At 50.1% G+C, this 24,805-nt stretch carries 25 protein-coding genes and 1 pseudogene; 6 read left to right on the top strand and 20 right to left on the bottom strand.

Annotated elements, in window-relative coordinates:
• Positions 1 to 79: 79 nt before the first annotated feature.
• From E1963_RS08085 to E1963_RS08075, 3 genes are all read right to left on the bottom strand, one after another.
• The gene (locus tag E1963_RS08085; protein ID WP_132276970.1) at positions 80 to 685 is read right to left on the bottom strand and encodes a recombinase family protein; all 606 of its coding nucleotides are present in this window, start codon (positions 683 to 685) and stop codon (positions 80 to 82) included.
• 222 nt (positions 686 to 907) lie between these two features.
• Positions 908 to 1,216 (bottom strand): molecular chaperone, encoded by a 309-nt coding sequence (locus E1963_RS08080; RefSeq protein ID WP_132276967.1) that lies wholly within the window; start codon positions 1,214 to 1,216, stop codon positions 908 to 910.
• Positions 1,200 to 1,490: a hypothetical protein gene (locus E1963_RS08075; RefSeq protein WP_132276965.1), complete on the bottom strand. Its 291-nt coding sequence runs from the start codon at positions 1,488 to 1,490 to the stop codon at positions 1,200 to 1,202. Before E1963_RS08075 ends, E1963_RS08080 begins: the two co-directional genes overlap by 17 nt.
• Before the next feature lie 313 nt (positions 1,491 to 1,803).
• On the opposite strand from E1963_RS08075, the gene E1963_RS08070 reads away from it, so the two are divergent.
• Positions 1,804 to 2,661 (top strand): helix-turn-helix domain-containing protein, encoded by an 858-nt coding sequence (locus E1963_RS08070; RefSeq protein ID WP_132276963.1) that lies wholly within the window; start codon positions 1,804 to 1,806, stop codon positions 2,659 to 2,661.
• A 117-nt stretch (positions 2,662 to 2,778) separates the two neighbouring features.
• Here E1963_RS08070 and E1963_RS08065 read toward each other — a convergent pair whose 3' ends face one another.
• A complete protein-coding gene (locus E1963_RS08065) occupies positions 2,779 to 3,156 on the bottom strand; it encodes a TnpV protein (RefSeq protein ID WP_132276961.1) in 378 nt (125 codons plus the stop codon).
• 53 nt (positions 3,157 to 3,209) lie between these two features.
• Positions 3,210 to 3,335: pseudogene (locus tag E1963_RS08060) on the bottom strand (sporulation transcriptional regulator SpoIIID); the annotation flags it as partial.
• Positions 3,336 to 3,832: 497 nt separating this feature from the next.
• Here E1963_RS08060 and E1963_RS08055 point away from each other — a divergent pair.
• From E1963_RS08055 to E1963_RS08045, 4 genes are all read left to right on the top strand, one after another.
• Positions 3,833 to 5,755 (top strand): endonuclease MutS2, encoded by a 1,923-nt coding sequence (locus E1963_RS08055; protein ID WP_132276959.1) that lies wholly within the window; start codon positions 3,833 to 3,835, stop codon positions 5,753 to 5,755.
• 105 nt (positions 5,756 to 5,860) lie between these two features.
• The gene (locus tag E1963_RS21860) at positions 5,861 to 6,331 is read left to right on the top strand and encodes a PAS domain-containing protein (RefSeq protein WP_315974345.1); all 471 of its coding nucleotides are present in this window, start codon (positions 5,861 to 5,863) and stop codon (positions 6,329 to 6,331) included.
• Entirely contained in the window at positions 6,328 to 7,410 is a 1,083-nt protein-coding gene (locus E1963_RS08050) for an EAL domain-containing protein (RefSeq protein WP_315974344.1), read from the top strand. The genes E1963_RS21860 and E1963_RS08050 overlap by 4 nt, the downstream gene beginning before the upstream one ends.
• A 41-nt stretch (positions 7,411 to 7,451) precedes the next feature.
• On the top strand, positions 7,452 to 7,745 hold the full coding sequence (locus tag E1963_RS08045; protein ID WP_132276957.1) for a hypothetical protein: 294 nt from the start codon (positions 7,452 to 7,454) through the stop codon (positions 7,743 to 7,745).
• Between the two features lie 125 nt (positions 7,746 to 7,870).
• Here E1963_RS08045 and tig read toward each other — a convergent pair whose 3' ends face one another.
• Together tig and cls are read right to left on the bottom strand one after the other, a co-directional pair.
• Entirely contained in the window at positions 7,871 to 8,947 is a 1,077-nt protein-coding gene (gene tig / locus E1963_RS08040; protein WP_132276955.1) for a trigger factor, read from the bottom strand.
• Between the two features lie 126 nt (positions 8,948 to 9,073).
• Positions 9,074 to 10,549 carry a cardiolipin synthase gene (gene cls, locus E1963_RS08035; RefSeq protein WP_132276953.1) on the bottom strand — a complete coding sequence of 492 codons (1,476 nt, stop codon included), beginning with the start codon at positions 10,547 to 10,549 and terminating at the stop codon, positions 9,074 to 9,076.
• A 143-nt stretch (positions 10,550 to 10,692) separates the two neighbouring features.
• Here cls and E1963_RS08030 point away from each other — a divergent pair, with 143 nt between their 5' ends.
• Entirely contained in the window at positions 10,693 to 11,133 is a 441-nt protein-coding gene (locus E1963_RS08030) for a hypothetical protein (RefSeq protein ID WP_132276951.1), read from the top strand.
• 38 nt (positions 11,134 to 11,171) lie between these two features.
• On the opposite strand, the gene E1963_RS08025 is transcribed toward E1963_RS08030, so the two are convergent.
• From E1963_RS08025 to E1963_RS07965, 13 genes are all read right to left on the bottom strand, one after another.
• Complete coding sequence (locus tag E1963_RS08025) at positions 11,172 to 11,615, bottom strand: YwiB family protein (protein ID WP_132276949.1); 444 nt, start codon at positions 11,613 to 11,615, stop codon at positions 11,172 to 11,174.
• 8 nt (positions 11,616 to 11,623) lie between these two features.
• The gene (gene murI, locus E1963_RS08020) at positions 11,624 to 12,442 is read right to left on the bottom strand and encodes a glutamate racemase (protein ID WP_132277055.1); all 819 of its coding nucleotides are present in this window, start codon (positions 12,440 to 12,442) and stop codon (positions 11,624 to 11,626) included.
• Between the two features lie 125 nt (positions 12,443 to 12,567).
• Entirely contained in the window at positions 12,568 to 13,545 is a 978-nt protein-coding gene (gene pfkA, locus E1963_RS08015; protein WP_132276947.1) for a 6-phosphofructokinase, read from the bottom strand.
• 67 nt (positions 13,546 to 13,612) lie between these two features.
• Positions 13,613 to 17,092, bottom strand: a complete 3,480-nt coding sequence (locus E1963_RS08010) for a DNA polymerase III subunit alpha (RefSeq protein ID WP_132276945.1) — start codon at positions 17,090 to 17,092, stop codon at positions 13,613 to 13,615.
• Between the two features lie 151 nt (positions 17,093 to 17,243).
• Positions 17,244 to 17,477 (bottom strand): hypothetical protein, encoded by a 234-nt coding sequence (locus E1963_RS08005; RefSeq protein ID WP_006444854.1) that lies wholly within the window; start codon positions 17,475 to 17,477, stop codon positions 17,244 to 17,246.
• A gap of 141 nt (positions 17,478 to 17,618) precedes the next feature.
• A complete protein-coding gene (locus E1963_RS08000; RefSeq protein WP_132277053.1) occupies positions 17,619 to 18,452 on the bottom strand; it encodes a CvfB family protein in 834 nt (277 codons plus the stop codon).
• A complete protein-coding gene (locus E1963_RS07995; protein WP_132276943.1) occupies positions 18,452 to 19,162 on the bottom strand; it encodes an acyl-[acyl-carrier-protein] thioesterase in 711 nt (236 codons plus the stop codon). Before E1963_RS07995 ends, E1963_RS08000 begins: the two co-directional genes overlap by 1 nt.
• Positions 19,163 to 19,165: 3 nt before the next feature.
• Positions 19,166 to 20,362, bottom strand: coding sequence for a cation diffusion facilitator family transporter (locus tag E1963_RS07990; protein WP_132276941.1), 1,197 nt, complete (start codon positions 20,360 to 20,362; stop codon positions 19,166 to 19,168).
• An 18-nt stretch (positions 20,363 to 20,380) separates the two neighbouring features.
• Positions 20,381 to 21,061, bottom strand: coding sequence for a stage II sporulation protein R (gene spoIIR / locus E1963_RS07985; protein ID WP_132276939.1), 681 nt, complete (start codon positions 21,059 to 21,061; stop codon positions 20,381 to 20,383).
• 89 nt (positions 21,062 to 21,150) lie between these two features.
• Complete coding sequence (locus E1963_RS07980; protein ID WP_066572085.1) at positions 21,151 to 21,828, bottom strand: GntR family transcriptional regulator; 678 nt, start codon at positions 21,826 to 21,828, stop codon at positions 21,151 to 21,153.
• A 2-nt stretch (positions 21,829 to 21,830) separates the two neighbouring features.
• Positions 21,831 to 22,706: a 4-(cytidine 5'-diphospho)-2-C-methyl-D-erythritol kinase gene (gene ispE, locus E1963_RS07975; protein WP_132276937.1), complete on the bottom strand. Its 876-nt coding sequence runs from the start codon at positions 22,704 to 22,706 to the stop codon at positions 21,831 to 21,833.
• 66 nt (positions 22,707 to 22,772) lie between these two features.
• Positions 22,773 to 24,332 (bottom strand): DUF3794 and LysM peptidoglycan-binding domain-containing protein, encoded by a 1,560-nt coding sequence (locus E1963_RS07970; protein ID WP_132276935.1) that lies wholly within the window; start codon positions 24,330 to 24,332, stop codon positions 22,773 to 22,775.
• A gap of 13 nt (positions 24,333 to 24,345) precedes the next feature.
• Positions 24,346 to 24,753, bottom strand: coding sequence for a protease complex subunit PrcB family protein (locus E1963_RS07965; protein ID WP_167482142.1), 408 nt, complete (start codon positions 24,751 to 24,753; stop codon positions 24,346 to 24,348).
• Between the last annotated feature and the right edge of the window lie 52 nt (positions 24,754 to 24,805).

Genomic DNA, 24,805 nt, shown 5'->3' with positions numbered 1-24,805 from the left:
TATAATTATATGCAATCGGTTAAGTGAACAGAAAATCGAAAAAGTACACTTTTCCGATTTACAGTACCTCCCCGAAAACTTAATCTTTTCCGAATTTCTTAGCCTTGTCATGAAATGTGCTTTCCGCCATATTACAGGCTTTGGCGGCTTCTTTCTGTGTCAGTTTCTTGTTTTTCCATGCCTTATGAACTTCATAGAAATTATCCGGTAATGGTTTTGGCGGTCTGCCGAATTTTACGCCCCTTGCCTTTGCCGCCGCAATGCCCTCTGCCTGTCTTTGCCTGATGTTAAGGCGTTCGTTCTCTGCCACATAGGACAGCAGTGCCAGCACAATATCACTGATGAACGTTCCAAGCAGATTCTTCTCCCGTCTGGTATCAAGCAGTGGCATATCAATCACAACAATATCTGCCCCCTTTTCCTTTGTGATAATACGCCATTGCTCATTCAAATCTGCGTAATTCCTGCCTAAACGGTCAATGGATTTTACAAACAGTACCGTATTCCCGTTCAGTTTCCGCAGCAGCTTCTTATATTGTGGTCTGTCAAAATTTTTACCCGACAGCTTATCCATATAGATATTTTCTTTTGGCACACCCATTTCAAGAAGTGCTATCCTCTGTCTGTCCTCATTCTGCTCCCGGCTGCTGACACGCATATAGCCGAGATATTTCTTATCTTCCATGCAATCCTCCCGTTTTTTCTGCAAAATGAAAGTGCCCCATGCACTCCGACACAGGACACTTTCCAGAATGCCATGCACTCTGGAAAATATTTTATTTATTTTCTTCCCTGTAACGCTCAAAAGTACCCTTTCACTGTTCCCCTTATCTTTGTACCCTGCTTACAGGAAACGATCAAAATATCAAGTCTGCACCCGATGTTTTGACCGTAAATCGCCCCGAAATTATGCTGTTTTTCTGTCCTCTGTCTGTAATGCCTGAAAACCATGCTGTTTTGCATATTCTCTTGCCGCCGCCCGGCGTTCCTCGCTGTAAGGCGGAATCAGGCGAATGGACAGCCTTGACTTGTCCATGACATAAGTGACACCGCCTTCCAAATTCTGGCACATCAGCCGACACAGGGCAGGATACTTTCTGCTAAACTCCGCAAGCCTGCGTTTTAGGTCGGCATTATGTGTGTAAATGGTGGCTTCACTTTCTTTCTCATTGAAATTCACAATCGTTTCTTTTTCGTATTTAAACAGCTTTCCCATATAAATCCTCCCAGTCTGTGCTTGTTTCCACAACGTGGATATATTTCTTTGCTTCAAAATATCTTTCCATTTCCAAGCGGAGACGACGGTAAAAGCAGGGATACCATTCTCTAACATTTTTGCTGTCCAGCTTTCTTGCCAGACACAGCACCCGGCGTTTTGCCTTTGTGTCCACTGTCATGGCGGTAATCCATTTTAATCGGCGTACCGTATTTTCAAGATTCCCGCACCCGAACGCATATAAAATTTTCTTTTCTTCCATGTTTAACTTCATATTCCTACCTCCATAAATTGATTTTTTTATTTCCGCCGTTTTACCTGCAATCCGTTCCTGCCCGGAATTATCCCAGCGTTCTTCGTTCCTTTGGTATGCTCCTGTCATGGCACTACTTCCCCGGGAACGGTATCACTTGCAGCCGGTCATTCTGTTTTCAATGTCCCTGTGATACTGAAATCTTAACAAAATAAACCGGCTTCCCCCGTATGTCCGAAAGGTTAGAAAAAAGCCAAAAAAGCGGAAATTTCTACGTTTTCGGAAATGCTCTGTGTTATAATGAATTTAACGCTGTTTTGGGAGGAGATGAGTGATGTATATTAAATTAACGCTTCAGGAAAAATTGAAGGATGAAAGAACCAGACGCCACATGACGCTTGCGGAACTGGAAAAGGCAACGGGCATATCAAAAGCCACTCTGGGAAAATATGAATCCGACAACTGCACAGATATAAGTCCGTTTAATCTGGCAAAACTGGCAGAATATTACGGTCTGTCTATGGATTACCTCATGGGACTGACCGAAAATAAAAATCATCCAAATACCTCCCTGTATGAGCTGCATTTGAATGATTCCACAGTTGATTTATTAAAAAGCGGTACAATGAACAACCGGCTTCTTTGTGAGCTTTTCTGCCACCCCGGATTTATGCGTCTGATGACGGATATAGAAATCTGCATTGACCGGATTGCAGATATGCGTGTCCAAGACATGAATTTACTTCTGGAAAAAGCAAGGCAGTCCGTCATGGAACAGCACCAGACACCCGAAAATGACCTTTATATGCGTACTTTGGAGCTGGGGCAGGTCAGCGAGGAGATGTTTTTCAGCCATGTTATCCATGATGACCTTGACCGGATTGTAAAAGACCTCCGCACCCGGCACGAATCCGACAGGACAACTGCCGAACCTGAAACACCCACAGCGGATTTTGCCAGAAATATTCCCGTAATACTGCTGGACGCCCTCATGCACAAAGGAACAGCAGACGAAAAGCGGGCGTTTACTATCTGCCGGGTATTCGGAATTGATTATATGAAACTTCCGGAAGATGACCGTATCGCTCTTGCACGTGTATTCAAAAAATCCCCCTTACTTCCGGCAGCCGCCAGCCAGCGTGGGAAATCAAAGCTGCTGTCCCTGTTTGGAAAGAAAAAGCCAAAAGAATGACACAAAAGAGCTACGTTTTCCGCTGAAACGGTTCGTAGCTCTCTTGCATTACATATCATATTTTGGATTCACTTTCCCAGCTGTAGAGTTATCTTTTCGGAAATAAAACCGTCCGTATTATACATAGACCAGTTCCGCATAAATAATTTCTTCCGCCTGGTTGCGGATATTGTTAAGACGCTGCACCCATTCCATTTGATTTGCTGCTTTCAGTTCTTCCGTCACGCCCTCAACAGCTTTCATCTGTTCCATGATAGTGTCAAGCCTTTCCTGTGCCTGTTCATTCAAGTCGGCAAGATATGTCCAGAGTTCCCCGGTCAGGATAAGATTGCTGTATCGAGCAAGGTGGCATTCTTTCAGATAAGTCCTGTGCAGGCTTCCGTATTTCCCGATAGGGCGGTTTTCCTCCGGCAGTTTTAGGTCAGGGATATAGTAGTCTCCAACAAGCACATAATCAATGCCATTTTCCGTAATTCTTTTTTTCAATTCCTTCATGGTTCGTTCCTCCTTGGTTTGTTATTCTATTACCCAAACGAACCGTTCTATTTTGTTACAACAGTATGTATCGTGCTTTTGCTCACTCCAAACTGCTTTGCCGTCTGACGCACCGTAGCCTGATGCTCAATGATATAGTACGCAATCTCTACTGCTCGTTCCTGAATATAATCTTTCATATAAATAACCCCTGCACAATTTGTTTTTACAATCTATGCAGGGGGGCGAACGAGTATGACTTGCTATGCCCCAATCTTCTGCAAATGCATGCCAATATTATGCAAAACCACTTTTCCGGTTGACAACTTTACCCCATATGTTATAATAAATCCAATAATCATAGAATAATCAATGAACGAGGTAGTGTATGTTAATTGTGTCAGTGAAGGGATATACAGCGAAATAAATACGTTGTCGGAGTACCCTGGCTTTCGGGCCGTCGTACTCTCTATGCCGGTGCGTCCGATTCCGCCGGTATATTCGCCTTACGATACACATTCATACGCTTTCCTGTTTATATAGACAGTGAAGGGATCCTATGGAATGCACAGCTTGTAAGGGCTGTGTTTTTTATTGCCCAGTCTGTCTGTTCTTTGGACCACAGAAGCCGTATGCCTTGAACAGGGCGGATACGCTTCTGTGGTCTTTTATTTTAATACCAGAAAGGAATATGCACATGTACAATAAATCATTAGAAATCATCGGATATTATGAAATTATAGAGAAACTGGCAGACTGTGCCCTTACCGCCCGTGCAAAAGAGCAGATACGCTCTCTCCACCCCTTCCTGTCCGAGTCAAAGCTGCGCAAAAACATGCGTGAGACGACACAGGCACGTGAAATGGTCGAACTGCTCGGCCTGCCGCCTCTTCCTGCAATGGAACACATCGAAGCGTTTATAGAAAAGGCAGTCATCGGAGAGCTGCTCCTGCCCGAACAGCTCGAGGAGATAGGGCTGTTCCTCAATGCCGTCCGCCGCCTGAAGCTCTATCTGAAAAAGGGGGAGGAACAGCGCATACGGATCGCCTTTTACAATGACAACCTGTATCTTCCCGAGGAGCTGAAGGAGGATATCGAACGCTGTATCCGTGCCGGACGTGTAGATGACTATGCCTCCGGGTATCTGAAGGACATCCGACGGCAGATCCAGCGCTCGGAAGAGAAGATCAGCGAGAAGGCATCCCGCGCCCTGAAGGCTGCCGGTGCCTGCGCCAGCGATTCCTTTATCGTCCAGCGCAACGGAAGGCTCTGTATTCCGGTCAAGAAGGAATGCCGTACGAAAGTAGCCGGCAGCGTCGTAGACAAGTCTGCTTCTGGTGCAACGCTGTTCATCGAACCTGAGGCTGTCGCTGCCCTCCGGGAAGAGCTGGAAGTATGGAAGATCCAGGAAGATTCCGAAGAACGCAGGGTGCTCTACGAGCTGCTCGAGCAGATCGCCCAGAATGAGGAGGCCTTAAAAGAAGATGTACGGGTCATCGCAGTCCTCGACTTCGTATTCGCCAAAGCGAAGCTGAGCCTCGATATGGACGCGTCAGAACCCGCCATCAACCTTGACCGGTATATCTCCATCACCGGCGCGCGGCATCCGATGCTGGAGAGAGAGACGTGCGTGCCGCTCGACTTCGAGGCCGGCCGAGGCACAAGCGGTATCATCATTACCGGTCCGAATACCGGAGGGAAGACGGTCGCCCTTAAGACCGTCGCCCTCGTAAGCGCTATGGCATGTGCCGGCCTGCACGTCCCATGTACGTCTGCAGACGTTGCAATGAACAACCAGATTCTGTGTGATATCGGGGACGGGCAGAATATAGCAGATAATCTGTCCACCTTCTCGGCACATATCAAAAATGTGCTGGATATCTTAAAAAGAGTGACCAAGGACAGCCTTGTCGTCATGGATGAGCTCGGTTCCGGCACTGATCCCGCCGAGGGCATGGGGATTGCCATCTCTATACTGGAAGAGCTGCGCAGAAGCGGCGCCTTGTTCTTTGTGACGACCCACTATCCGGAAGTGAAGGAATACGCCGGACGTCACCCCGGCATTTCCAATGCCCGTATGGAATTCGACAAGGAGACGTTAAAGCCGCTCTACCGCCTCACCATCGGTGAATCTGGAGACAGCTGCGCTCTGTATATCGCCAAGCGGCTCGGTGTGCCCGACGGGATGCTGGCGGCTGCCGCCAGAGAAGCTTACGGGCCGCGTGCGGAGCATGTCATCGCCGAACTGAAGGGCTATGAAGCAACCGAACCATTTTGCAAAGTATCTGCCCCACGTCTGAAGCCCGTCGATCATATAAAGCCCGCGGCAGCGCAGGAAGACAGTTTCACGAGGGGTGACAGTGTCATGGTTCTGCCGGACCGGAAGATCGGCATCGTCGTCCAGACGGCGGACAGCCGCGGCAATGTCCTCGTACAGGTGCAGAAAGAGAAGCTTATCGTCAACAAAAAGCGTCTGAAGCTGCAGGTCCCCGCGTCACAGCTGTATCCTGAGGACTATGATTTTTCAATCATCTTTGACACGGTAGAGCACCGGAAAGCCCGGCACCAGATGGAACGGAAGTACCAGGGAGACCTGGAGATAGAAGTATTCGACGAATAACCCCCATAATCTGCACAAACAGTAATTATTTGCTACTTTTGGTTGATTTAACATACCCGGTCATCTACAATGAACTTAAAGCTTGTTTGTGTAAAGGGTGGGCTTATGAAACATCATGAATGCATACCTGATTCATTTTACATAGATACAGATGCCTTCTATAATGCCATCGTCAAAAGTACCGAAGATTATATCTATATCGTGGATATGTCCACGGATACTGCCCTCGTGTCCGAGAACATGACCCGTGATTTCGATCTGCCCGGGCGGCTCGAGCCGGGACTCATACCTCTTTGGGGGGAACTTATACATGAGAAGGACAATCAGCGTTATTACGACTCTATCGATGAGATGCTGTCTGGATATACGGATATCCACGATGTAGAATACCAGATCTTGAACAAGAAGAATGAATACATCTGGGTCTGCTGCCGCGTCCTGCTGTCCAGGGACGGCGGCGGTAAGCCCACCATGTTCGCGGGCGTCGTCACTCCGGTCGGCAGCAAGGGGAAGATGGACCGGACGACCGGACTTTTTACCCAGGAGGAATGCAAGAGCCATATTGAAGCCATATGATACCACATAAGGCAGAAACCTTCCGGTTTGACGGAGACGAAGGTGCCGTCTTCTGTCCGGGTGCCACGCTCGAGGACATGAACAGCTTATATTCCAAGATACATATCTATGCCAACAAAGAACACGAGATTGACGGCATCTCCTACTACTGCACGATTTCAGCCGGCATAGCCATGCTCGGCACGGATACGGACAACTACCTCGGCCTCTTAAAATGTGCCATGAGCGCACTGGAGGCATCTAAGAAGAAAGGCAAGAACATGTGCACCGCGTTCACTCCGGGCCTTCTTCAGTCCAACCTACATATCATGGAACTGACGAACGAACTGCAGCGCTGCGTGATGAACGGCATGGATGGGTTCTCCGTCGTGTATCAGCCCCTCGTCAAATCAGACGAGCTCGGGCTGAAGGGCGCGGAAGCCTTGCTGCGCTGGTATTCGCCGAAGATGGAAAAGGTAGGGCCAGCGGAGTTCATACCTCTTCTGGAATCCAACGGAAATATCGAAACCGTCGGCAAATGGGTACTGGATAAGGCCTTCTGCACTTGTAAGAAATGGATTGACAGATGGCCTGACTTCGTCATGAATATCAATGTATCATACGTTCAGATAATTGAAGATGACTTTGTATCTTATGTAGAGGAGCTGCTGAAGAAATATGACCTTCCTGCCAGGCACATCGTACTCGAGATGACAGAACGCTATTTCGTGACGGACATGCCTACATTGAAAGCTACGTTCCAGCGTCTGCAGGATATAGACATATGTATCGCCATGGATGATTTTGGGACAGGCTATTCTTCCCTGGGCATGCTCTCACAGACACTGGCGGATATCGTCAAGATAGACCGGATGTTCATCTCATTGATTAATGATAAAGAGCATTTCTTCAACCGTTCGTTCATCCAGGCCGTCATCAGCCTGTGCCACAGCATCGGAATCTCGGTCTGCGTGGAAGGCGTGGAATATGAAGACGAACTGGACACCGTCCGAAGCATGTCTGCAGACAGCATCCAGGGGTACTATATCTCTAAGCCGGTCACCCCGGAAGAATTTGAAGAAAAATACTGGAACAGCTAGCGCTTGGATTCATCGGGACTCAGAAAGGGAGAGGTCTTACTATGTATCATGAAGAACGTAAAATAACTATTTTCTCTGAACATACTGACTTAGAACCTCTGATTCGATCTGTCATGGAAGAAGGGCCTGTTACTAACAACGTAAATACATCGACATCTATGCAGACTGGTTGGCAGGACAGCGATATTATCATATGTGATATTCCTGTGGAAAAGTTGGCGTCTATCAAGGAGGAAAGGAAAGAGGGCTCCTGTCTGTTCTATATATACAGCCCGGCAGATGCTCTCCGGCTGTCTACGTTACTGACATGGGCGAGGGTACGCTTTGTAACATGATTGTAGCATGTCTGGCTTCCTCGCTTCGCTGCGAAAGCCGTTTTTATTAAGAAGAGCCGGAATCAGGTACGAGGATGTTATCTCATATAACATACTGTCGCCTGATTCCGGCTCTTCTCGATTATTTATTCCTCTGTATCTTTTGACTCTGTCTTTGCCACCTGCACGCAGTTCTTTGCAAGCCAGTCTTTTACGAGGTTGTTCAGCGCCATCTCTTTCAGATCCTCTTCTGGTGCCGCTTCTTTCAGCGCTTTTGCATCCTCATAGCCGTAATTCTCGGCCATCTGCTTGAGCTGTTTCTTGTATTCGTCAGCCGTCAGCTTTATGTTCTCCTTATCTGCAATAGCCTTTGTGACAAGGCTCTGCTTCACGCTTGCCTTTGCCGCCTTGTTCACCTGATTTTCAAAGTCTTCTACCGAAGCTCCCATCTGTTCCTGGATGAATGCCTCATACTCCATGCCGTAATACTCTGCGGCATCCTTATACTGCTGGATGAGGTTATCCTCTATCTCCTTGACATCTTTCTTGGGATACTTCTTGACCTTCGACTTGTCAAGCACTGCCTCCCATACTGCAGAGGACAGGTTGTCATTGTACGCGGTATCAGCATCTTCTAACAGCTGTTTCTTTACTTCTTGCTTGTATTCCTTTACCGTCTTGGACTTCTTGGATACGGATTTCACAAACTTGTTGTTTAATTCCGGGACTTCATCCTGGGTTATCTTGTTCACCGTAATCGTGAATACGACATCTTTACCGGCCTGCTCCGCATTGCCGTAATTGTCCGGGAACTTGCCGTTCCAGTCATACGTCTCCCCGACGTTATGCCCGATGACGCTTTCCTCAAACCCTTCGATAAATACGCCGGAGCCTATTGTAAGGGGATAATCTTCGGCACTTCCGCCGTCGAACGCCTCCCCGTCAATCTTTCCCACGAAATCTATATTTACCGTGTCTCCGTTCTCTACCGCCCGGTCGGTAATCTCTTTCTGTGTCGCCTTGGATTCCAGCGTGGACTGGATCGTGCTCTCTACATCCTTGTCGGTCACTTTGGCGGCTTTCTCAACCTCTGGTACTTCAATACCTTTATATCCTTCAACCGTCACTGCATCGGTATCGATCCTATTGCTTCCTGCACATCCTGCCAGTGCCATGGAACCGGCACATACCAATGCCAATACGGCAGTTAATTTCTTTTTCATACTTACACCTCGTCGATTCTTTATCTTTTATGTCCCTCTGTCCCAGACACACACTATTAGTTATAGCACATTCCCTTTGAATTTGAAACCTTTTTCACACTTATTTCACTTTTTAAAGGCTGGCTGTCATAATACCGGAGAGAGGAGACGGCAGAACTGTTCCTTGACACGGATGACGAGCCCGCGGCGCTCGTAGCCCTTTCTCGTTATAAGCGTACTCTTCGGAATGTCGTTGACGAAAGCCTCCATGAGCTTCTCCGTCGTCCTGGCGCTGTAGATGACCGCGTTCACCTCGAAGTTAAGGGCAAAGCTGCGGATATCCATATTGGCCGTCCCGATGCAGCTTACAAGTCCGTCCACGCAGAGGCACTTCGTGTGGAGGAACCCGTTGTCATACGTGTAGCATCTCGCTCCAGCCTCTATCATCTCTCCTGCATACGAATAGGTGGCCCAGTATACGAACGGGTGGTCCGGCTTGCACGGAATCATGATGCGCACGTCGATGCCCGACTTGGCCGCGATGACGAGCGCGTCCCTGATATCCTCGTCCGGAATAAAATAGGGCGTCTGGATATAGATGCTCTTTCTGGCCATATGGATGAGCCGCAGGTAGTTGTTGCGTATCTCCTGGCTCCTCGAGTCCGGTCCGCTCGATATGATCTGGACGGGATCCCGCCCGTTGCGGATATAAGTCGGTATCTCAAAGAGACGGTCTTCCAGGAAGAGGTTCTCCCTTGCCGCATAGTTCCAGTCAAGCACGAATCTGACCGCCAGGGAAGTGACTGCCGAGCCTTCGATACAGATATGCGTATCTCTCCAGTAGCCGAACTTCTTGTCCAGCCCAAGATATTCCCTCCCGATATTGAAGCCGCCCACGAAGCCGATCCGTCCGTCTATCACGACGATCTTCCTGTGGTTGCGGTAGTTGACGCGCAGCTGAAGCTTGCCGAGCACAGCCGGAAAGAATTCCGCCACCTCGATGCCGGCCTTCTCGAGCCTCACCCAGTCTGCGTTGTGCATGCCCCTGCAGCCCATGCTGTCAAAAAGCACCCTTACTTCCACGCCCTGCCTCGCCTTGCGGACTAGCACCTCCTCGATCTCCTGCCACAGCTCATCGTTGCGGATGATATAGTATTGCAGATGGATATAGTTCCTGGCATGCTCCATCTCCGTCATGAGCGCCTGGAACTTCTCCCTGCCGTCCGTGTAGATGCGGATGTCGTTATTGTCCGTCAGCACCGCTTCCCCTTCGTTCAGGTTGTACAAGATCAGGCTCTTGAACCGTTCCAGCTCCGGATCGCGCAGCCGCAGCTTCCTGCGGTATATGGACTCCTCCTGCCGCCGGACGGCGTACTTGATCTCCCCTTCTATCTCCTTCATCTTGAACATCCGCTCCTTGCGGAAGTTCTGTCCAAGGACAAGATACAGTATAAAACCAAGGATAGGAACAAAGTAGAGCAGGAGCAGCCACGCCCAGACAGTGGTAGGATTCCTCCGCTGGAAAAAGATGATCAGCAGGGAAAATATAATATTGATAAACAACAGATGGTCGAGGATCCACCAGTAGGTCGTTCCCACACCCTGCGCTATATTCTGTAACATAAATTCACTCCCTCATAATATATGTGTTCTATTATAACGTCATCTGCCGAGAAAAGTAACCCTAAAATGTCAAATCTCTTGCACTTCAACAAAAAGAATGATACAATGTACATCGTGAAAAAGTCTATTTGCAGGAGGTCCCCATGAGTACATTAACAATCGTACTGCTTGTTATCTTAATTGTATTAATTATAGCATGTGTTGTATTATATTTTCTCGGAAAAAGAGCGGAAAAGAAGCAGGCTGCCCAGCAGGAACAGCTGGATGCGGTGGCGCAGACCGCGTCTATGCTTATCATCGACAAGGGCAAGATGCGCCTTAAGGACGCAGGTTTCCCTCCCGTCGTGGTGGAGGGCACCCCTAAGTATCTCCGCCGCTCCAAAGTTCCTGTCGTCAAAGCCAAGGTCGGTCCAAAGGTCATGACGCTGATGTGCGATGCCCAGGTATTCCCGCTCATCCCTGTCAAAAAAGAAGTGAAGGCAACGGTGAGCGGCATCTACATCACAGGTGTTAAAGGTCTGAGAGGACCACTTGAGACACCGCCCAAGAAAAAAGGCTTCTTCAAACGGATTACAGGCAGGTAGCAAGAATCAGATACGGTACATTATAAAAAGCATTGGGACTAGCGTTCCAATGCTTTTATATTCATATCGATATTACAGTCCGCCACTTTCTCGTCATTGATGTCCAGCGCATAGCTTACGGCTACGGCTATGTTGTCCTCCCTGGCATCCACTTCTATCTTCCTCGTATGGATTCCGACGAGCAGCTCCCCATAAGGCGTCTCATACTGGGTCATATTGATCTTATCCTTTTCAAATACCATGTGGGCATTGGCCAGACCGCTTTTGATAATCTCAAACACACGGTCTCCTGTAATCTTGATCGTGTTCCTGACCGTGCCTGCCATGCCCTCCACCGGCTCCTCATATATGACATAGTGCTTGCCGTTCTTGTTATAGTAACAGGCAGGCGTGATCACTTCTATCGCTTCATTATCGTCCGCTTCTCCTCCCACGGCGTCTAAGTGGAGGCCGGATATGCTTAACAGTACATCTTTCGTCATATTCTCACCTAATATTCCTCTATATTGATTTGCTGGATCGTCTCTACATTGTACGGCAGTATGGAATTGGCAAAATGCTTGAACTTCTCAGCCGTATCGCTCACATAGAACTCATATCTGGCAAGGTTTCCCGAATCATTGTCCATATCCTGCCCCACAAGCAGCGCTTTCAGGTCCATCGCTGTCTCATAGGCCGGATTGACGATGTGGACGTCTTTTCCGAAGTATTCCATGATACGCGACCTGAGCAGCGGATAATGGGTACAGCCGAGTATCATCGTATCGATATCCGAATGCTTCATCTCCTTCAGGTAGTATTCGATAATCTCATCCGTGACATGATGCTTTGCAAACCCCTCCTCCACCAGCGGCACGAACAGTGGACACGGCTTGCCGATTACCGACGCCTCAGGCTCCATCTCCGTGATGACCTTGGAGTATGTATGGCTGCGGATGGTAGCTTCTGTTCCGACGACACCTATCTTCTTGCTTCTGGTCTCCTTCACCGCAGCCCGGGCGCCGGGCGTGATGACACCGATGACCGGAATGTCGGATTCCTCCTTCAGCACGTCAAGTGCCAGAGCGCTCGCCGTATTACATGCTATGACTATCGCTTTCACGCTCTTCGTCTCAAGAAAACGGATAATCTGACGGGAGAACCGGATAATATTGTTCTTCGACTTGCTGCCATATGGAACTCTCGCCGTATCGCCGAAATACACGATATTCTCATCTGGCAGCTGGCGCATAATCTCCCGCGCCACGGTAAGCCCGCCCACGCCGGAATCAAACACTCCTACCGGCGCTGTCCTGTCTTTATGAATCATCAAACTGCTTCCCTCTTTTCACTGTGTTCGTGTACTCTGTCTGACTGTACCATTTGAAAAAAGAGACATCCAGTGAAAGAAAACTCTCTGCCCTGAACGTCTCTGATGTCCTGAAAACCGATATCCTAAAGTGCCAGCTCTCTCGCTATCTCATACTGATATGTCGGGATACCCTTCTTCATACCGAGCGCTTCGTCGATGTCAAAGTCCAGATACTCTCCGTGCTTGTAACCAACGACACGGTTGGACTTGCCCTCGATAAGCAGGTCTACGGCCATAGCGCCCATGATAGACGCATATACTCTGTCTTTACAGGTCGGGCTTCCGCCCCGCTGCATGTGCCCGAGGACGGTCGCTCTCGTCTCCATGCCGGTGGCCTCTTCGATTCTCTTCGCCATGTTCATAGAATCGCCGATACCCTCTGCGTTGATGATGATATAGTTCTTCTTGCCGCGCTTTCTGCACTCCTGGATGTCCTCGATAATCGCTTCCTCATTGTAATCGTGCTCTTCCGGCATAAGGATACGCTCCGCACCGTTAGCGATTCCGCACCAGAGCGCAAGGTAACCGGCATCTCTTCCCATGACTTCGATGATGGAGCACCTCTCATGTGACGTGGATGTATCCCTCACCTTGTCTATCGCTTCCATCGCCGTGTTGACCGCGGTGTCAAATCCGATCGTGTACTCCGTACAGGCGATATCGAGATCTATCGTTCCTGGAAGCCCTATTGTATTGATTCCCAGTCTGGAAAGCTTCTGCGCGCCGGCAAAAGAGCCGTCTCCGCCAATGACTACCAGGCCGTCTATTCCGTATTTCTTACATATGGCGGCAGCCTTCTGCTGCCCCTCTTCTGTCCGCATCTCTTCACACCTTGCTGTCTGGAGGATAGTACCTCCGCGCTGGATGGTATCGGATACATCTCTGGCCGACAGGTCTATGATCTCTTCATTTAAAAGACCCTGATATCCTCTTCTGATGCCTCTCACTTTCAAGCCTTTACCTAATCCCGTCCTGACAACTGCACGGATAGCGGCATTCATTCCAGGGGCATCTCCGCCGCTTGTCAAAACACCTATCGTACGAATCACTTTGTCTGCCATCTCAATTCCTCCATCGTATTGTGATCATTCTCATTCTATCTTTTCTTCGTGGTTCATTTTACCTTATCTATGAAATGTTTTCAATGGGTTTTTCTATAACTTTTACACAAGATTCCCCCAGGTAATTCGTCAACCTGCTCAATATTCCTGGTTCCACATGGATATTCCTGCTTCTCGGAAGACGTTTGACCGCCTTCTCCGCCTTGCAGTATATGACGACCTGATCGTCGCCGTCAGACTCTTTGATCAAGTCATACAGCTCCGCTTCCCGCGCCAGGAAATCTGCCTTCCCTTCATACTGTAGCCACAGTTCCTTCTTCGTCTGTTCAAACGGGATGACCGACTCGCAGATAAGCTTGCTCGCCGCTTCATCCTCTTCTGAGACCCTTCCTCTTACGAACACTTTGTTCTCCTCTGTGAGGTATTGCTGGTTCTTCTCGTAATCCTTCGGGAACACGACGATCTCTACGGTACCCGCCAGATCCTCCAGCGTGAGGAAGGCCATCGTCTTGTTGTTCTTCGTGTACTTGGTCGTCTTGTCGGCGATGATTCCTCCTACGACTTCCCTTGCCCCGTCATGTACTTTCGTCCTCCCGGTCTCTTCATCGAGCTGGAAATCCAGCGTCGTCCGCGTGATGCTCTTCTTCCACTTCTCCTCATACTCTTCCATAGGATGCCCGCTTAAGTAGATTCCCAGTACCTCTTTTTCAAAAGACAGCAGGTTTTCCTTTTCGTACTCTCCTACGTCCGGCAGCGGGATATCAAATTCCGCCTTCTGGTCGTCGTCCACCATATCGAATAAGGACATCTGTCCGGTCATGGAATACTTGCGCTCCTGGTTTACCTGGTCCAGGACCTGCACATAGATTACCATGAACTGCTTCCTCGTCCCGCCAAGGCTGTCAAAGGCTCCTGATTTGATGAAGTTCTCCAGCGTCCTCTTGTTGACTTCCTTCCCGGACATGCGCTCGATAAAGTCTTTCAGCGTCTTGAACGGCCCTCCTTTGCTCCGCTCGTTGACAATCGCATCGATGACCGGCCGCCCTATGCTCTTGATGGCTGCCAGACCGTAACGGATGCGGCCGTCCTCGACCGTGAAGTTGCCGAGCCCTTTGTTGATGTCCGGCGGCATGATGTCAATACCCATCTGCTGACGGCATGTATAGATGTACTCCGCCACTTTTCCGGGATTATCGATGCAGGATGTCATAAGAGCCGCCATAAATTCTACCGGATAGTAATATTTGAGCCACGCGGTCTGATAGGAGACAACTGCGTATGCGGCCGCATGGGACTTGTTGAACGCATACTTCGCAAAGTCGATCATCTCATCATATATCTTGTTGGCCGTCTTCTCATCTATGCCGTTTTTGATGCATCCCGGAACGCCCTCTTCTTCATTGCCATATACAAAGTTCCGGCGCTCTTTTTTCATCACGTCGCCCTTTTTCTTCGACATGGCCCTGCGCAGCAGGTCGCTCCGCCCAAGCGTGTACCCGGCAAGGTCGCGGACGATCTGCATGACCTGTTCCTGATAGACGATACATCCGTATGTGGGCGCCAGGATCGGCTCCAGCTGCGGGCAGTCATAGGTGATGCTCTGTGCATTGTTCTTGCCCTTGATATACTGGGGGATAAAGTCCATCGGTCCCGGACGGTACAGGGAGATGCCCGCGATGATGTCCTCCAGGCTCTGGGGCTTCAGCTCCTTCATGAAGCTCTTCATCCCGCCGCTCTCCAGCTGGAAGATGCCGTCTGTCCGGCCTGTTCCGATAGAGCTCAGCACATCCTTGTCATCATAATCTATGCTGTCCATGTCAAGCGGCTCGCCCCTGCTCACTCCGGCAAGCTGCGCTGCGTTCTGGATGACCGTAAGGGTACGGAGCCCGAGAAAGTCCATCTTCAGAAGGCCGAGCTCTTCCAGCGTCGTCATCGTGAACTGCGTCGTGACCGAACCGTCGGAACCGAGGGACAGCGGCACATATTCATCCACCGACTTCTGGCTGATGACAACGCCGGCCGCATGCATGGACGTATGCCGGGGAAGCCCTTCCAGACGCTTCGACATGTCGATGAGCTCCCGTACCTGTCCGTCCTCCTGGTACACCCTCCTCAGCTCCGGATTCATGCTGAGTGCTCGTTCCAGCGTCATATTGAGTTCCGTCGGAACCATCTTGGCGATATTGTCCACGAACGCATACGGCAGATCCATTACCCGCCCCACATCCCGGATGACGCCGCGGGCCGCCAGCGTACCGAAGGTGACGATCTGCACGACCCTGTCAGAGCCGTACTTTTCCACCACATAGTCGATCACTTCCTGACGCCGCTCGAAGCAGAAGTCGATATCGATATCAGGCATGGACACACGTTCCGGGTTCAGGAACCGCTCAAATAGAAGCTGATACTTTATCGGATCTATGCTCGTGATATCCAGGCAGTACGACACGATACTTCCCGCCGCGGAGCCACGGCCCGGGCCGACGATAATATCATGGTCTTTGGCATATTTGATGAAGTCCCACACGATGAGGAAATAATCCACGTATCCCATAGACTGGATGACCGACAGTTCATACTCGAGCCGTTCCGCCAGCGCATCCCCCCCGTCCGGATAATGGCGCTCAAGCCCTTCAAAGCAGAGCTTTCTCAGATATTCCCAGGACGAGTATCCTTCCGGCACGTCGTATTTCGGAAGCTTCGTCACGCCGAACTCTATCTCTACCTTACATCTGTCTGCAATCCTCTGCGTGTTCTCCAGCGCCTGTAGGGCATACGGGAACAGCTGCCGCATCTCGGCCTCTGACTTGATATAGTACTGGCCGCCCTCATAGCGCATACGGTCCTCGTCCGCCAGCTTCTTTCCCGTCTGGAGGCAGAGCAGTATGTCATGAGGCTTGACGTCATCCTCATACGTGTAATGGATGTCGTTCGTGGCCACAAGCTCGATGCCTGTCTCCTGGGAAAGCCGGAGCAGCGACTGGTTTACCATCTTCTGCTCCTGCATGCCATGGTCCTGAAGCTCCAGGAAGAAATTCCCTTCCCCGAATATCCCCTCGTAGCACTCTGCCGCCGCTTTCGCCTCGCTGTACATCCCCCTCATGATATTGCGCTGCACTTCTCCTGCCAGGCAGGCGCTCAGCGCAATAATCCCTTCATGGTACTCCTGAAGCAGTTCCAGGTCCACACGTGGCTTGTAATAGTACCCTTCCGTGAAGCCTCTTGACACGAGCTTCATCAGATTGTGGTAACCAAGGTCGTTTTCCGCCAGCAGCACAAGATGGTAATACCTGTCTTCACCGCTGCCGCCCGCCTCCTTGTCGAACCGGGAACCGGGGGCCACATACACCTCACAGCCGAGGATCGGCTTTATCCCGGCCTCCTTTGCCGCGCGGTAGAAGTCTATGACGCCGAACATGACGCCGTGGTCTGTTATTGCCACGCTGTCCATGCCAAGCTCCTTCACCCTGGCTATACACTCTTTGATCTTATTAGAACCGTCCAGCAGACTGTACTCCGTATGGACATGTAGATGTGCAAAACTCATAATTACTCCTGTTCTGTGAATGTCGTCTTATAGTATCTGATAAGATTACTATAACAAATTTTGCGGCATAAGAAAAGACGGCGGCAATATTCTCCTCGTCACGAGGGTAATATTGCCGCCGCCTGCCAGCCTGTATATAAGATCTTGGCCTTTAGCCGTTGATCATAAATGCAACGAGCTTGTCGATATCTTCCTTCTCATGCGCTACGATTTCCAGCTCCGGAATCTCTCCGTTAGAGAAGATATTTGCCATAGACACATACTGAGATAATTTAGATTTTAAATTAAGTCTGTCTCCTTCACCTGTTACTAATTCTACCTTACCTGAGCAACTGTCTACTACTTCGAAAAACTTTTCGATATTTGTGATATTCTGAACTTTCATCTTGTTACTCTCCTTTTCTCTTCTACTCTTTTCTTTTTACACCCTCAATATATACGAAAACCACGGCAAAATCAAGGCAAATGTTGATTTTCGGCGCTTTTTAAAAAGTGCACAATTTTTCACTCCAATTTATGGCAATATTTACTTAAGAACGATGGAGCTTTTACTGATTTCAACTTTTCCCTCTTTCAGCAGCCGTCCGACCGCGCGTTTGAAAGCATTCTTGCTCAGGCCGAACTCTTTCTGGATGAGCTCCGGCTCCGCCTTGTCCGTAAACGGCAGCTCTCCCCCATATTCTTCCATCCGTCTTACGATTGCGGCGGCATCCGCGTCCATCTGGATAAATGCCTTCTCCCTGATGCTCAAGTCTAATTTTCCGTCCTCATGTACTTTCACGACCCTCGCCTGTACCTTATCTCCCACTTTCAGGCTGCCAAATGCCTCTCTCTTAGGTATCAGTGCAGAATACCGGTTGTCCACCGCCACGAACACCCCGAAATTATCACTGAACTCATAGACCGTACCGCTTACATGGTCGTCTTTCTTATACGGTGAATCTTTCTGCAGCCTGTCATACACCTTCATCGTCGCACAGAGGCGCCGGCTCTTGTCCACGTACAGCGCCACAAGCACCTTGTCCCCCTTCTCCACCTTTGCCGTCTGCTCTTTGAACGGCAGCAGCAGATCCTTCTCCAGCCCCCATTCGAGGAATGCGCCTACCCGTCCGGTATCCGCCACCGTCAGCGCCGCCAGTCCGCCGAGCGTAAGAGCGGGCTCTGCCGTGGTGGCAATCAGCCTGTCCGAAGAATCTTTATAGAGAAATACTTCCAGCTCATCCCCGATTCTTGTCCCTTCGGGAACCTGCTTTTTCGGGAGCAGCACTTTCTCTTCCTCGGATCCGAGGTATACCCCGAAGTCTACCAGCTTCACTACGCGCAGCATCTGTTTTTTCCCTAATCCCTTTTCTAACGTCATCATATGTTCTCCTTCAGTTCTACTATTGCATAAGGTCTCCCCTGTGCATCTCCTAGTGACACGACCGTCCGGCCGTCCTCCCTCGCCACACGGGGGATGATACTATCTTTATAGACAGCCGATTTCCTGTATTCTACCCTCACCTGCCGTATGTCCGGCTCGCTCTCCAGCACCTCCAGAGCCATCTGCACATACTGGCAGTTATTGACATGTTCGTTCGTATCGATATGATACTTCCTCACCGGAAAGGATTCCCTCTCCTCCCATGCATCCGGGAGTGCGATCTTCCTCGGCGCATACTCCATCGCCAGAGGCTCTTCTTCCCCGTATGCCTCTATCTCCTCTTGAAGCGGCTTCACCGGCCTGCCCTTCGCCATATCCATATAGACCCAGACGGAGTTGGCATATGCGGCAGTCCTGCCCCGCCCGTCTGCCATACGGAAGTTGCGGAGCCCGTACAGGCCGTTGAATTCCGTAGCCCACGTGCTGACCGTGATATGCTCTCCAAGCTTCGGATAGCGTTCCGTTATGACCTGCCACGCATTCAGCACCCATGCCCGCTTATGTTCCGCGAAGTAATCCACCCCGAGGCCGAGGCTCTCCGAATGGAAGGTGCTGCAATCCTGAAAATAATTGATAACCGCAGGCAGGGTTATCTGTTTCGTGTGGTCCACCTCGCTGAACCTGACTCTGCTGTCAAATGAATACATCTCTTATTCTTCCTGTCCTTTCCGTGCACTTGCCACAAAGCTCATCTCAACCGTAATGACGCACTGGTATCTCTCATCTATCTTCTGAAGTTCCTCCATGACTGCATGGCTTAAGGTGTTCTGCTGCTCTCTGCCGTATTCTCTCGGAACAACGAGGTCGAAGATAAGGTTGATCTGATGTCTTCCGTCCACCATACGGAAGTCATGGATGCTCGCCTTGCCGTCCAGACGCGACACCACACCCTCCACATGCTCCTTCGCCACGAGCACCTGCTCATCCTTCGTCTCTACTGGATCCATATGTATCACGAGGAAGATTCCAAGCTTCCTGGCCGCATCCCGTTCTATCTTGTCTATGATCTCATGCGATTCTTCTATATCCGTATTGTTCGGCACTTCTGCATGGATGGATGCCATGCTCCTCCCCGGCCCGTAATTATGTACGATCAGGTCATGGCTGCCGACGATGCCGTCATATTTTTCCACGAACCTCGATATCCTCACATATTCTTCCGCCGGCACGGGTTCCCCGATCAGGGGCTCCAGCGTATCTCTGGCAATGCCGATTCCCGCCCACATGACGACAAGCGATACGCCCAGACCTACGAAGCCGTCGATATTGATTCCTGTCATCCTCCAGAACAAGAGCGAAGCAATCGTGGCGGACGTCGTTATCACATCTCCCAGAGCGTCTGCCGCCGTCGCAAGCATAACTTTGGAGTCGATCCGCTGTCCGAGCTTCCGGTTGAATACGCCCATCCATAGCTTCACCCCGACAGACAGTACGAGTATGATGACCGATATGAGCCTGAACTTCATCATCTCCGGCTCGCGTATCTTCCCGATGGCATCCTTGAAAAAGGTAAACCCGACCTGCATTACGAGAAACGCTACGATCAGTGCCGCGATATATTCTATCCTGCCGTGGCCGAACGGATGATCCTCATCCGCAGGCTTGCTGGCCATCTTGACGCCCACGAGCCCGATGACGGAGGATCCGGCATCGGAAAGGTTGTTGAACGCATCTGCTGTTACAGATATGCTGTGGAGCAGAAAGCCTACGGCTGCCTTGACCACAAATAACAATACATTGCAAAAGATGCCCACCGCACTTGCCAACACTCCATAGGCCGTACGGACAGACACCTTTTCTACATCTTCATGATTCTTAACGAAATGTCTTACTAAAAACTCAGTCATGAAACTGCCTCCATGTCTCTACCGGTCTTCCTTCTCGTCTCCCCCAAAGAAAAACCATTTTATCTTAAAGTCTGAAGTGGCTGTCACCATTTCATATTCATCGTCTGTGAGCACTTCTTTCAGCTCCTCTTTCCCCTCATCGCTTACGACCGCGCACGTCGTGCTCATAAAGCATAAGTTCGGATAGAGCACGCACCACCAGTTGTGGCCTTTGCCTTCCCCTATCACGATACGAAGCGCCTCATAATCGCCTTCCGGAAACGTGATGTCCCCGTAAGTCTTGTCCGGAAAATGGCAGAACTGCACGTTAGCTTCTGCTCCGTAGGAATACCCCTCCTCACGGATGACCTCCTCTGCCTTCTCCTCAATCTCCTCCAGGTGGTTCCGGGCCCAGCTCTTCGTATCCTCCGCGGTCGGCTCGCCGTCTGTCCCGTCTTTCATATCAGCCTTCATATACGCCAGCACCGCGTCCCGCACGTTCAGCTTCAGCGCCTGGTCCTCCTCGCTGTCGCTGTTAGCCAGCACGTGGAAACGGAACACCTCCCCTGCCAGCTTCTCCTGGGTTTCCCGCACTTTCGCGTCGACCACTTTCATCCGCCGGCTGACGATGCTCCCTGTCAGGATAAGTGCTATACAGACACCAAGTATAACACAGATGAGTTGTTTCTTTCTATATCTCTTTTCAATTTCTTCCCGCATAATATGTACCTCCTTATTCACGACCCCCTCGGATGTTATAAGAAGTCTGTACATATTTCCCGGCGCTTATACAAAAGCAGGCGTTAAATTTATGATTTTTTCAGACGGAGCGTATCGATGACGCCCTCGACCTGATTATCTATATGCCTGCTGACGACTTCGGTCGCTTTTTCCTTCTCTTTGCCGGCAACATGGCGGATAATGTCTTTATGCTCAGCGATGAGCTGCGGATATACTTCATCACTTTTCAGATATTCCATCCTGTAGCGGTACATCTGCTCACGCAGGTTGTTCAGCAGCTGGATGAGCTTCTGGTTATCCGTTGCCATATAGATGACATCGTGGAACTTGACGTCCGCCTCGGCTATCTCTGTAAGGCCTCCTTTTCGGATGGCAGTCTTGAAATCTTCCGCCGCCTTTTCCAGCTCTCTGATCTCATCCCTGGTAATCTTGTCACAGCAGAGCTGAACTGCCAGCTCCTCCAGCGCTTTCCTGACTTCCAGCACATCCCGCAGGCTCTTCTCCGTTATCTCTGCCACCTCTGCCCCTTTTCGTGGAATCATGAGCACAAGCCCTTCCAGCTCCAGCTTACGGATCGCTTCACGTATGGGGGTGCGGCTGACTCCGAGCTTATTGGCGAGCTGGATCTCCATCAGCCTCTCCCCGGGCTTCAGCTCTCCCCGCAGGATTGCCTGGCGGAGCGTGTTGAATACGACGTCCCGGAGCGGGAGGTATTCGTTCATATTGACTTGAAAGTTTGGTTCCATGCTCATTTCCTCCTTGCATTATGCACGTTCGTCACATACACCTGCTTCGTTAATCCTGTTTCCTTTATCTTTCTGCCGGCCTCCCTTGCCCTGCTTTTTTCCTCAAATATACCGAATACGGTCGGGCCGCTGCCGCTCATGATGGCGTTCATAGCTCCCTGTTCCTTCATGACGTTCTTAATCTGCTCGAGAACAGGATATTCCCGCACGGTTACCTCCTCCAGCACATTTCCAAGGCATCGGGCCGTCCGGGCCAGGTCTTGTCCATCCAGTCCTTCTATGATACCGTCTATGTCAGGGTGCTTCGTTATCTCACGGGAGTCCAGCTCATCGTACACGAACTTGGTCGATACGCTGATGGGCGGCTTCGCTAACAATATATGGCACTTCGGCATGGGGCTCAGGGGCGTAAGGACTTCGCCGATACCTTCCGCAAGCACGGTTCCCCGCATGATGCAGTAAGGCACGTCCGCGCCGAGCGTCACCCCCCGCTCCATCAGAGCTTTCTCCGGCAGCTTCAGGGCAAACATGCGGTTCATCCCATAGAGCACTGCCGCCGCATTGGAACTGCCGCCTGCCATGCCTGCCGCCACCGGAATATGCTTCTTAAGCGTAATCTTGATTCCTTCTTTTATATGAAATTCATCCATGAGCAGCTTTGCTGCCTTGTAAGCGAGATTGTTCTCATTGACCGGAAGGAAATACAGGTTCGTCTCAACTTCGATACCCGGCTCCTTCTTCTTCTCCATAATGACCTGGTCATACAAGTACACCGTCTGCATCACCATACGTACATCGTGGTATCCGTTGCTGCGCCTTCCAAGTACATCCAGGCCCAGGTTCACTTTAGCCAGTGCTTTCAACTCCAGTCTATCCATAATTTATCTCCTTGTATGTTAACGTTTACATTATCCTCAGAACGTTGTATCTTGTATACAGTGTACTCATAGTATACTTATATTTTCCTTAAAAATCAATATCTTATCCCCCGGTTTCACCTGCTCTGATTCCAGGCCGTTCACTTCCATGATCCCTTCTACCGTCGTACTGTATCGTTTTGCAAGATCCCAGAGCATATCTCCATCTTGCACGATATAACCGACGATACCGGGCCGCCGCTCCATCTCCTCCATATCGACCGGTTCAAAGTCTACTTCTTCGATGTTGGATACCCGTACCGGCTGTTTCAGGAAGCTGTTGAATGCCAGCACGGCCTTGATCTCTATCTCGTCGCTGCCGAGCAGTCCGATAGAAAGCTGCTCGACGGCATACGTCAGGTCATAGGTCATGTCACTGCTCGTTTCATTGCTCTCCAGCAGATAGGAGAAGGGGACCATCCCCTGCCACGTGTCGAACGGAATGACATCATCTGCTTTCACATAGAGGAAGCTGATATGAAGCACACCTTCTATCTGTATGCCGCCGTCCACGACTTCGGTCCGTTCCAGCTGGATCTTTCCGCTGCTGTGGCACACCTGCAGCATGCTGTCCTTGATCTCCGGAAGGGAGAGCTGTTCTATCACTTTACATTTTGAATGATTCTGCATGAGCAGCTTTTCAAACGTCTCTTCTGTTATCCTCGGGATGCAGGTCTGGTCCAGCGAATATACGTCTTCCAGCACATCCTCATTCTCTTCCTCATATACGATGAGCCTGAGTTCCAGCGTGGCCTCCACGCCGAGCAGGCGCATCTCGCCGTCTTCATCCATGCGCACATCGATGTTGACATCCGCAAGCTCCGGATATATCTGATGATACATATTATCCTGTGCGCCGTAACATTCTATACGTCCTTCATAAGGAATGACTTGTTCGATCCAGTCTGTCTTGCCCTCCAGAGACTCATAGAAGCAGAACAGCATCAGCTCGCCCTGTATGAGCATCTCGTCCGTGCCGAGCCTCGTATCGAGCTTGCGGCTCGTGACATCTGTCCAGAGCAGCGTGCCGACATTTTCCTTCGTCCCGCTGATGGCAACCTCCTCTTTGATGCGGTATGTATCTTTCTTGGATGTGAGCATGCGCAGCATCTGCTTTGCGGCATACCGCTTATACAGAGGGGCATCGCTTAGAATATCCGTCGTCACCTCCAGGTCGTCCATACCGTCCGATGACACCTGAAGTTCCACGAGCGCTTTCAGGTTGAGTTTCCTGGAGTGTATCGTCGTCACCGTCAGGTCGATATTGGAAGCCTTGATGAACGGCATCCCTTCCGGCACCTGTTCCGTGTATATCATCTCCTCAAACGGAATCCGTCCTTCCAGGGAGGACAGCCTCGATTCTCCCTCCTCGGTCACGTACAGCACCTTGAAGTTCATCTTTCCGGTTACACGGATGTAATTTTCCACGACCTTCATGTCTTCAACATCCAGCATCCCCTCTCCGAGTATGATGCGCATCACGTCACTTTTTACGTCCGGTACATTATAATCATCGTCAATGTAGAACTGGTCGGTAATGACTTTCCCCGTCCGGTAAGTCTGTACCTGTTTTTTCATATATTCCATCCTTCATTCCTCCTTAATCAAATTCTACGTTTTTGTCGCTGTATTCCATTTTTATAACAACATACGGATAAGTCGGCTTGTTCTGCACTTCTTCCGTTTTGTCCGGACCCAGAAGACTGCTTTTCATGCAGACTGCGTTGGATGTCTCATAGCATTCCGGCACCTCCACACTGTACCCGCTTGTATCTTTTGTCCCATATCCACGGGCAATGTACAGATATCCATCATCCCCGTAAGTAAGCCTGAATGGTTCCGCCTTCGCCTCTTCTATCTGTGCGGCCAGCTCTTCCGGGACAGCTTCCGTATCGACCACGGTAAAGTCGATATCGCGTATTCTGTCTTTGTCCGTCTTTGTGACGGAACATGCTGTCAGAAGGAATGTACAGGCCAGAAGAAGCACATAGGAGCATAATCTTTTCATCAGATTCCTCAAAGCTACATTCTCTTTAACATCATACACAGCAAAGCTATGA

It is taken from the genome of Extibacter muris (genome assembly GCF_004345005.1).
GTDB classification, from domain to species: Bacteria; Bacillota; Clostridia; order Lachnospirales; family Lachnospiraceae; genus Extibacter; species Extibacter muris.
This window is presented reverse-complemented; position numbering and strand designations above follow the sequence as displayed.

Coding starts and splice junctions, on each gene's coding strand:
- E1963_RS08085 (WP_132276970.1), bottom strand. CDS start 685: ATGGAAGATAAGAAATATCTCGGCTATATGCGTGTCAGCAGCCGGGAG.
- E1963_RS08080 (WP_132276967.1), bottom strand. CDS start 1,216: ATGGGAAAGCTGTTTAAATACGAAAAAGAAACGATTGTGAATTTCAAT.
- E1963_RS08075 (WP_132276965.1), bottom strand. CDS start 1,490: ATGAAGTTAAACATGGAAGAAAAGAAAATTTTATATGCGTTCGGGTGC.
- E1963_RS08070 (WP_132276963.1), top strand. CDS start 1,804: ATGTATATTAAATTAACGCTTCAGGAAAAATTGAAGGATGAAAGAACC.
- E1963_RS08065 (WP_132276961.1), bottom strand. CDS start 3,156: ATGAAGGAATTGAAAAAAAGAATTACGGAAAATGGCATTGATTATGTG.
- E1963_RS08055 (WP_132276959.1), top strand. CDS start 3,833: ATGTACAATAAATCATTAGAAATCATCGGATATTATGAAATTATAGAG.
- E1963_RS21860 (WP_315974345.1), top strand. CDS start 5,861: ATGAAACATCATGAATGCATACCTGATTCATTTTACATAGATACAGAT.
- E1963_RS08050 (WP_315974344.1), top strand. CDS start 6,328: ATGATACCACATAAGGCAGAAACCTTCCGGTTTGACGGAGACGAAGGT.
- E1963_RS08045 (WP_132276957.1), top strand. CDS start 7,452: ATGTATCATGAAGAACGTAAAATAACTATTTTCTCTGAACATACTGAC.
- tig (WP_132276955.1), bottom strand. CDS start 8,947: ATGAAAAAGAAATTAACTGCCGTATTGGCATTGGTATGTGCCGGTTCC.
- cls (WP_132276953.1), bottom strand. CDS start 10,549: ATGTTACAGAATATAGCGCAGGGTGTGGGAACGACCTACTGGTGGATC.
- E1963_RS08030 (WP_132276951.1), top strand. CDS start 10,693: ATGAGTACATTAACAATCGTACTGCTTGTTATCTTAATTGTATTAATT.
- E1963_RS08025 (WP_132276949.1), bottom strand. CDS start 11,615: ATGACGAAAGATGTACTGTTAAGCATATCCGGCCTCCACTTAGACGCC.
- murI (WP_132277055.1), bottom strand. CDS start 12,442: ATGATTCATAAAGACAGGACAGCGCCGGTAGGAGTGTTTGATTCCGGC.
- pfkA (WP_132276947.1), bottom strand. CDS start 13,545: ATGGCAGACAAAGTGATTCGTACGATAGGTGTTTTGACAAGCGGCGGA.
- E1963_RS08010 (WP_132276945.1), bottom strand. CDS start 17,092: ATGAGTTTTGCACATCTACATGTCCATACGGAGTACAGTCTGCTGGAC.
- E1963_RS08005 (WP_006444854.1), bottom strand. CDS start 17,477: ATGAAAGTTCAGAATATCACAAATATCGAAAAGTTTTTCGAAGTAGTA.
- E1963_RS08000 (WP_132277053.1), bottom strand. CDS start 18,452: ATGACGTTAGAAAAGGGATTAGGGAAAAAACAGATGCTGCGCGTAGTG.
- E1963_RS07995 (WP_132276943.1), bottom strand. CDS start 19,162: ATGTATTCATTTGACAGCAGAGTCAGGTTCAGCGAGGTGGACCACACG.
- E1963_RS07990 (WP_132276941.1), bottom strand. CDS start 20,362: ATGACTGAGTTTTTAGTAAGACATTTCGTTAAGAATCATGAAGATGTA.
- spoIIR (WP_132276939.1), bottom strand. CDS start 21,061: ATGCGGGAAGAAATTGAAAAGAGATATAGAAAGAAACAACTCATCTGT.
- E1963_RS07980 (WP_066572085.1), bottom strand. CDS start 21,828: ATGGAACCAAACTTTCAAGTCAATATGAACGAATACCTCCCGCTCCGG.
- ispE (WP_132276937.1), bottom strand. CDS start 22,706: ATGGATAGACTGGAGTTGAAAGCACTGGCTAAAGTGAACCTGGGCCTG.
- E1963_RS07970 (WP_132276935.1), bottom strand. CDS start 24,332: ATGGAATATATGAAAAAACAGGTACAGACTTACCGGACGGGGAAAGTC.
- E1963_RS07965 (WP_167482142.1), bottom strand. CDS start 24,753: ATGAAAAGATTATGCTCCTATGTGCTTCTTCTGGCCTGTACATTCCTT.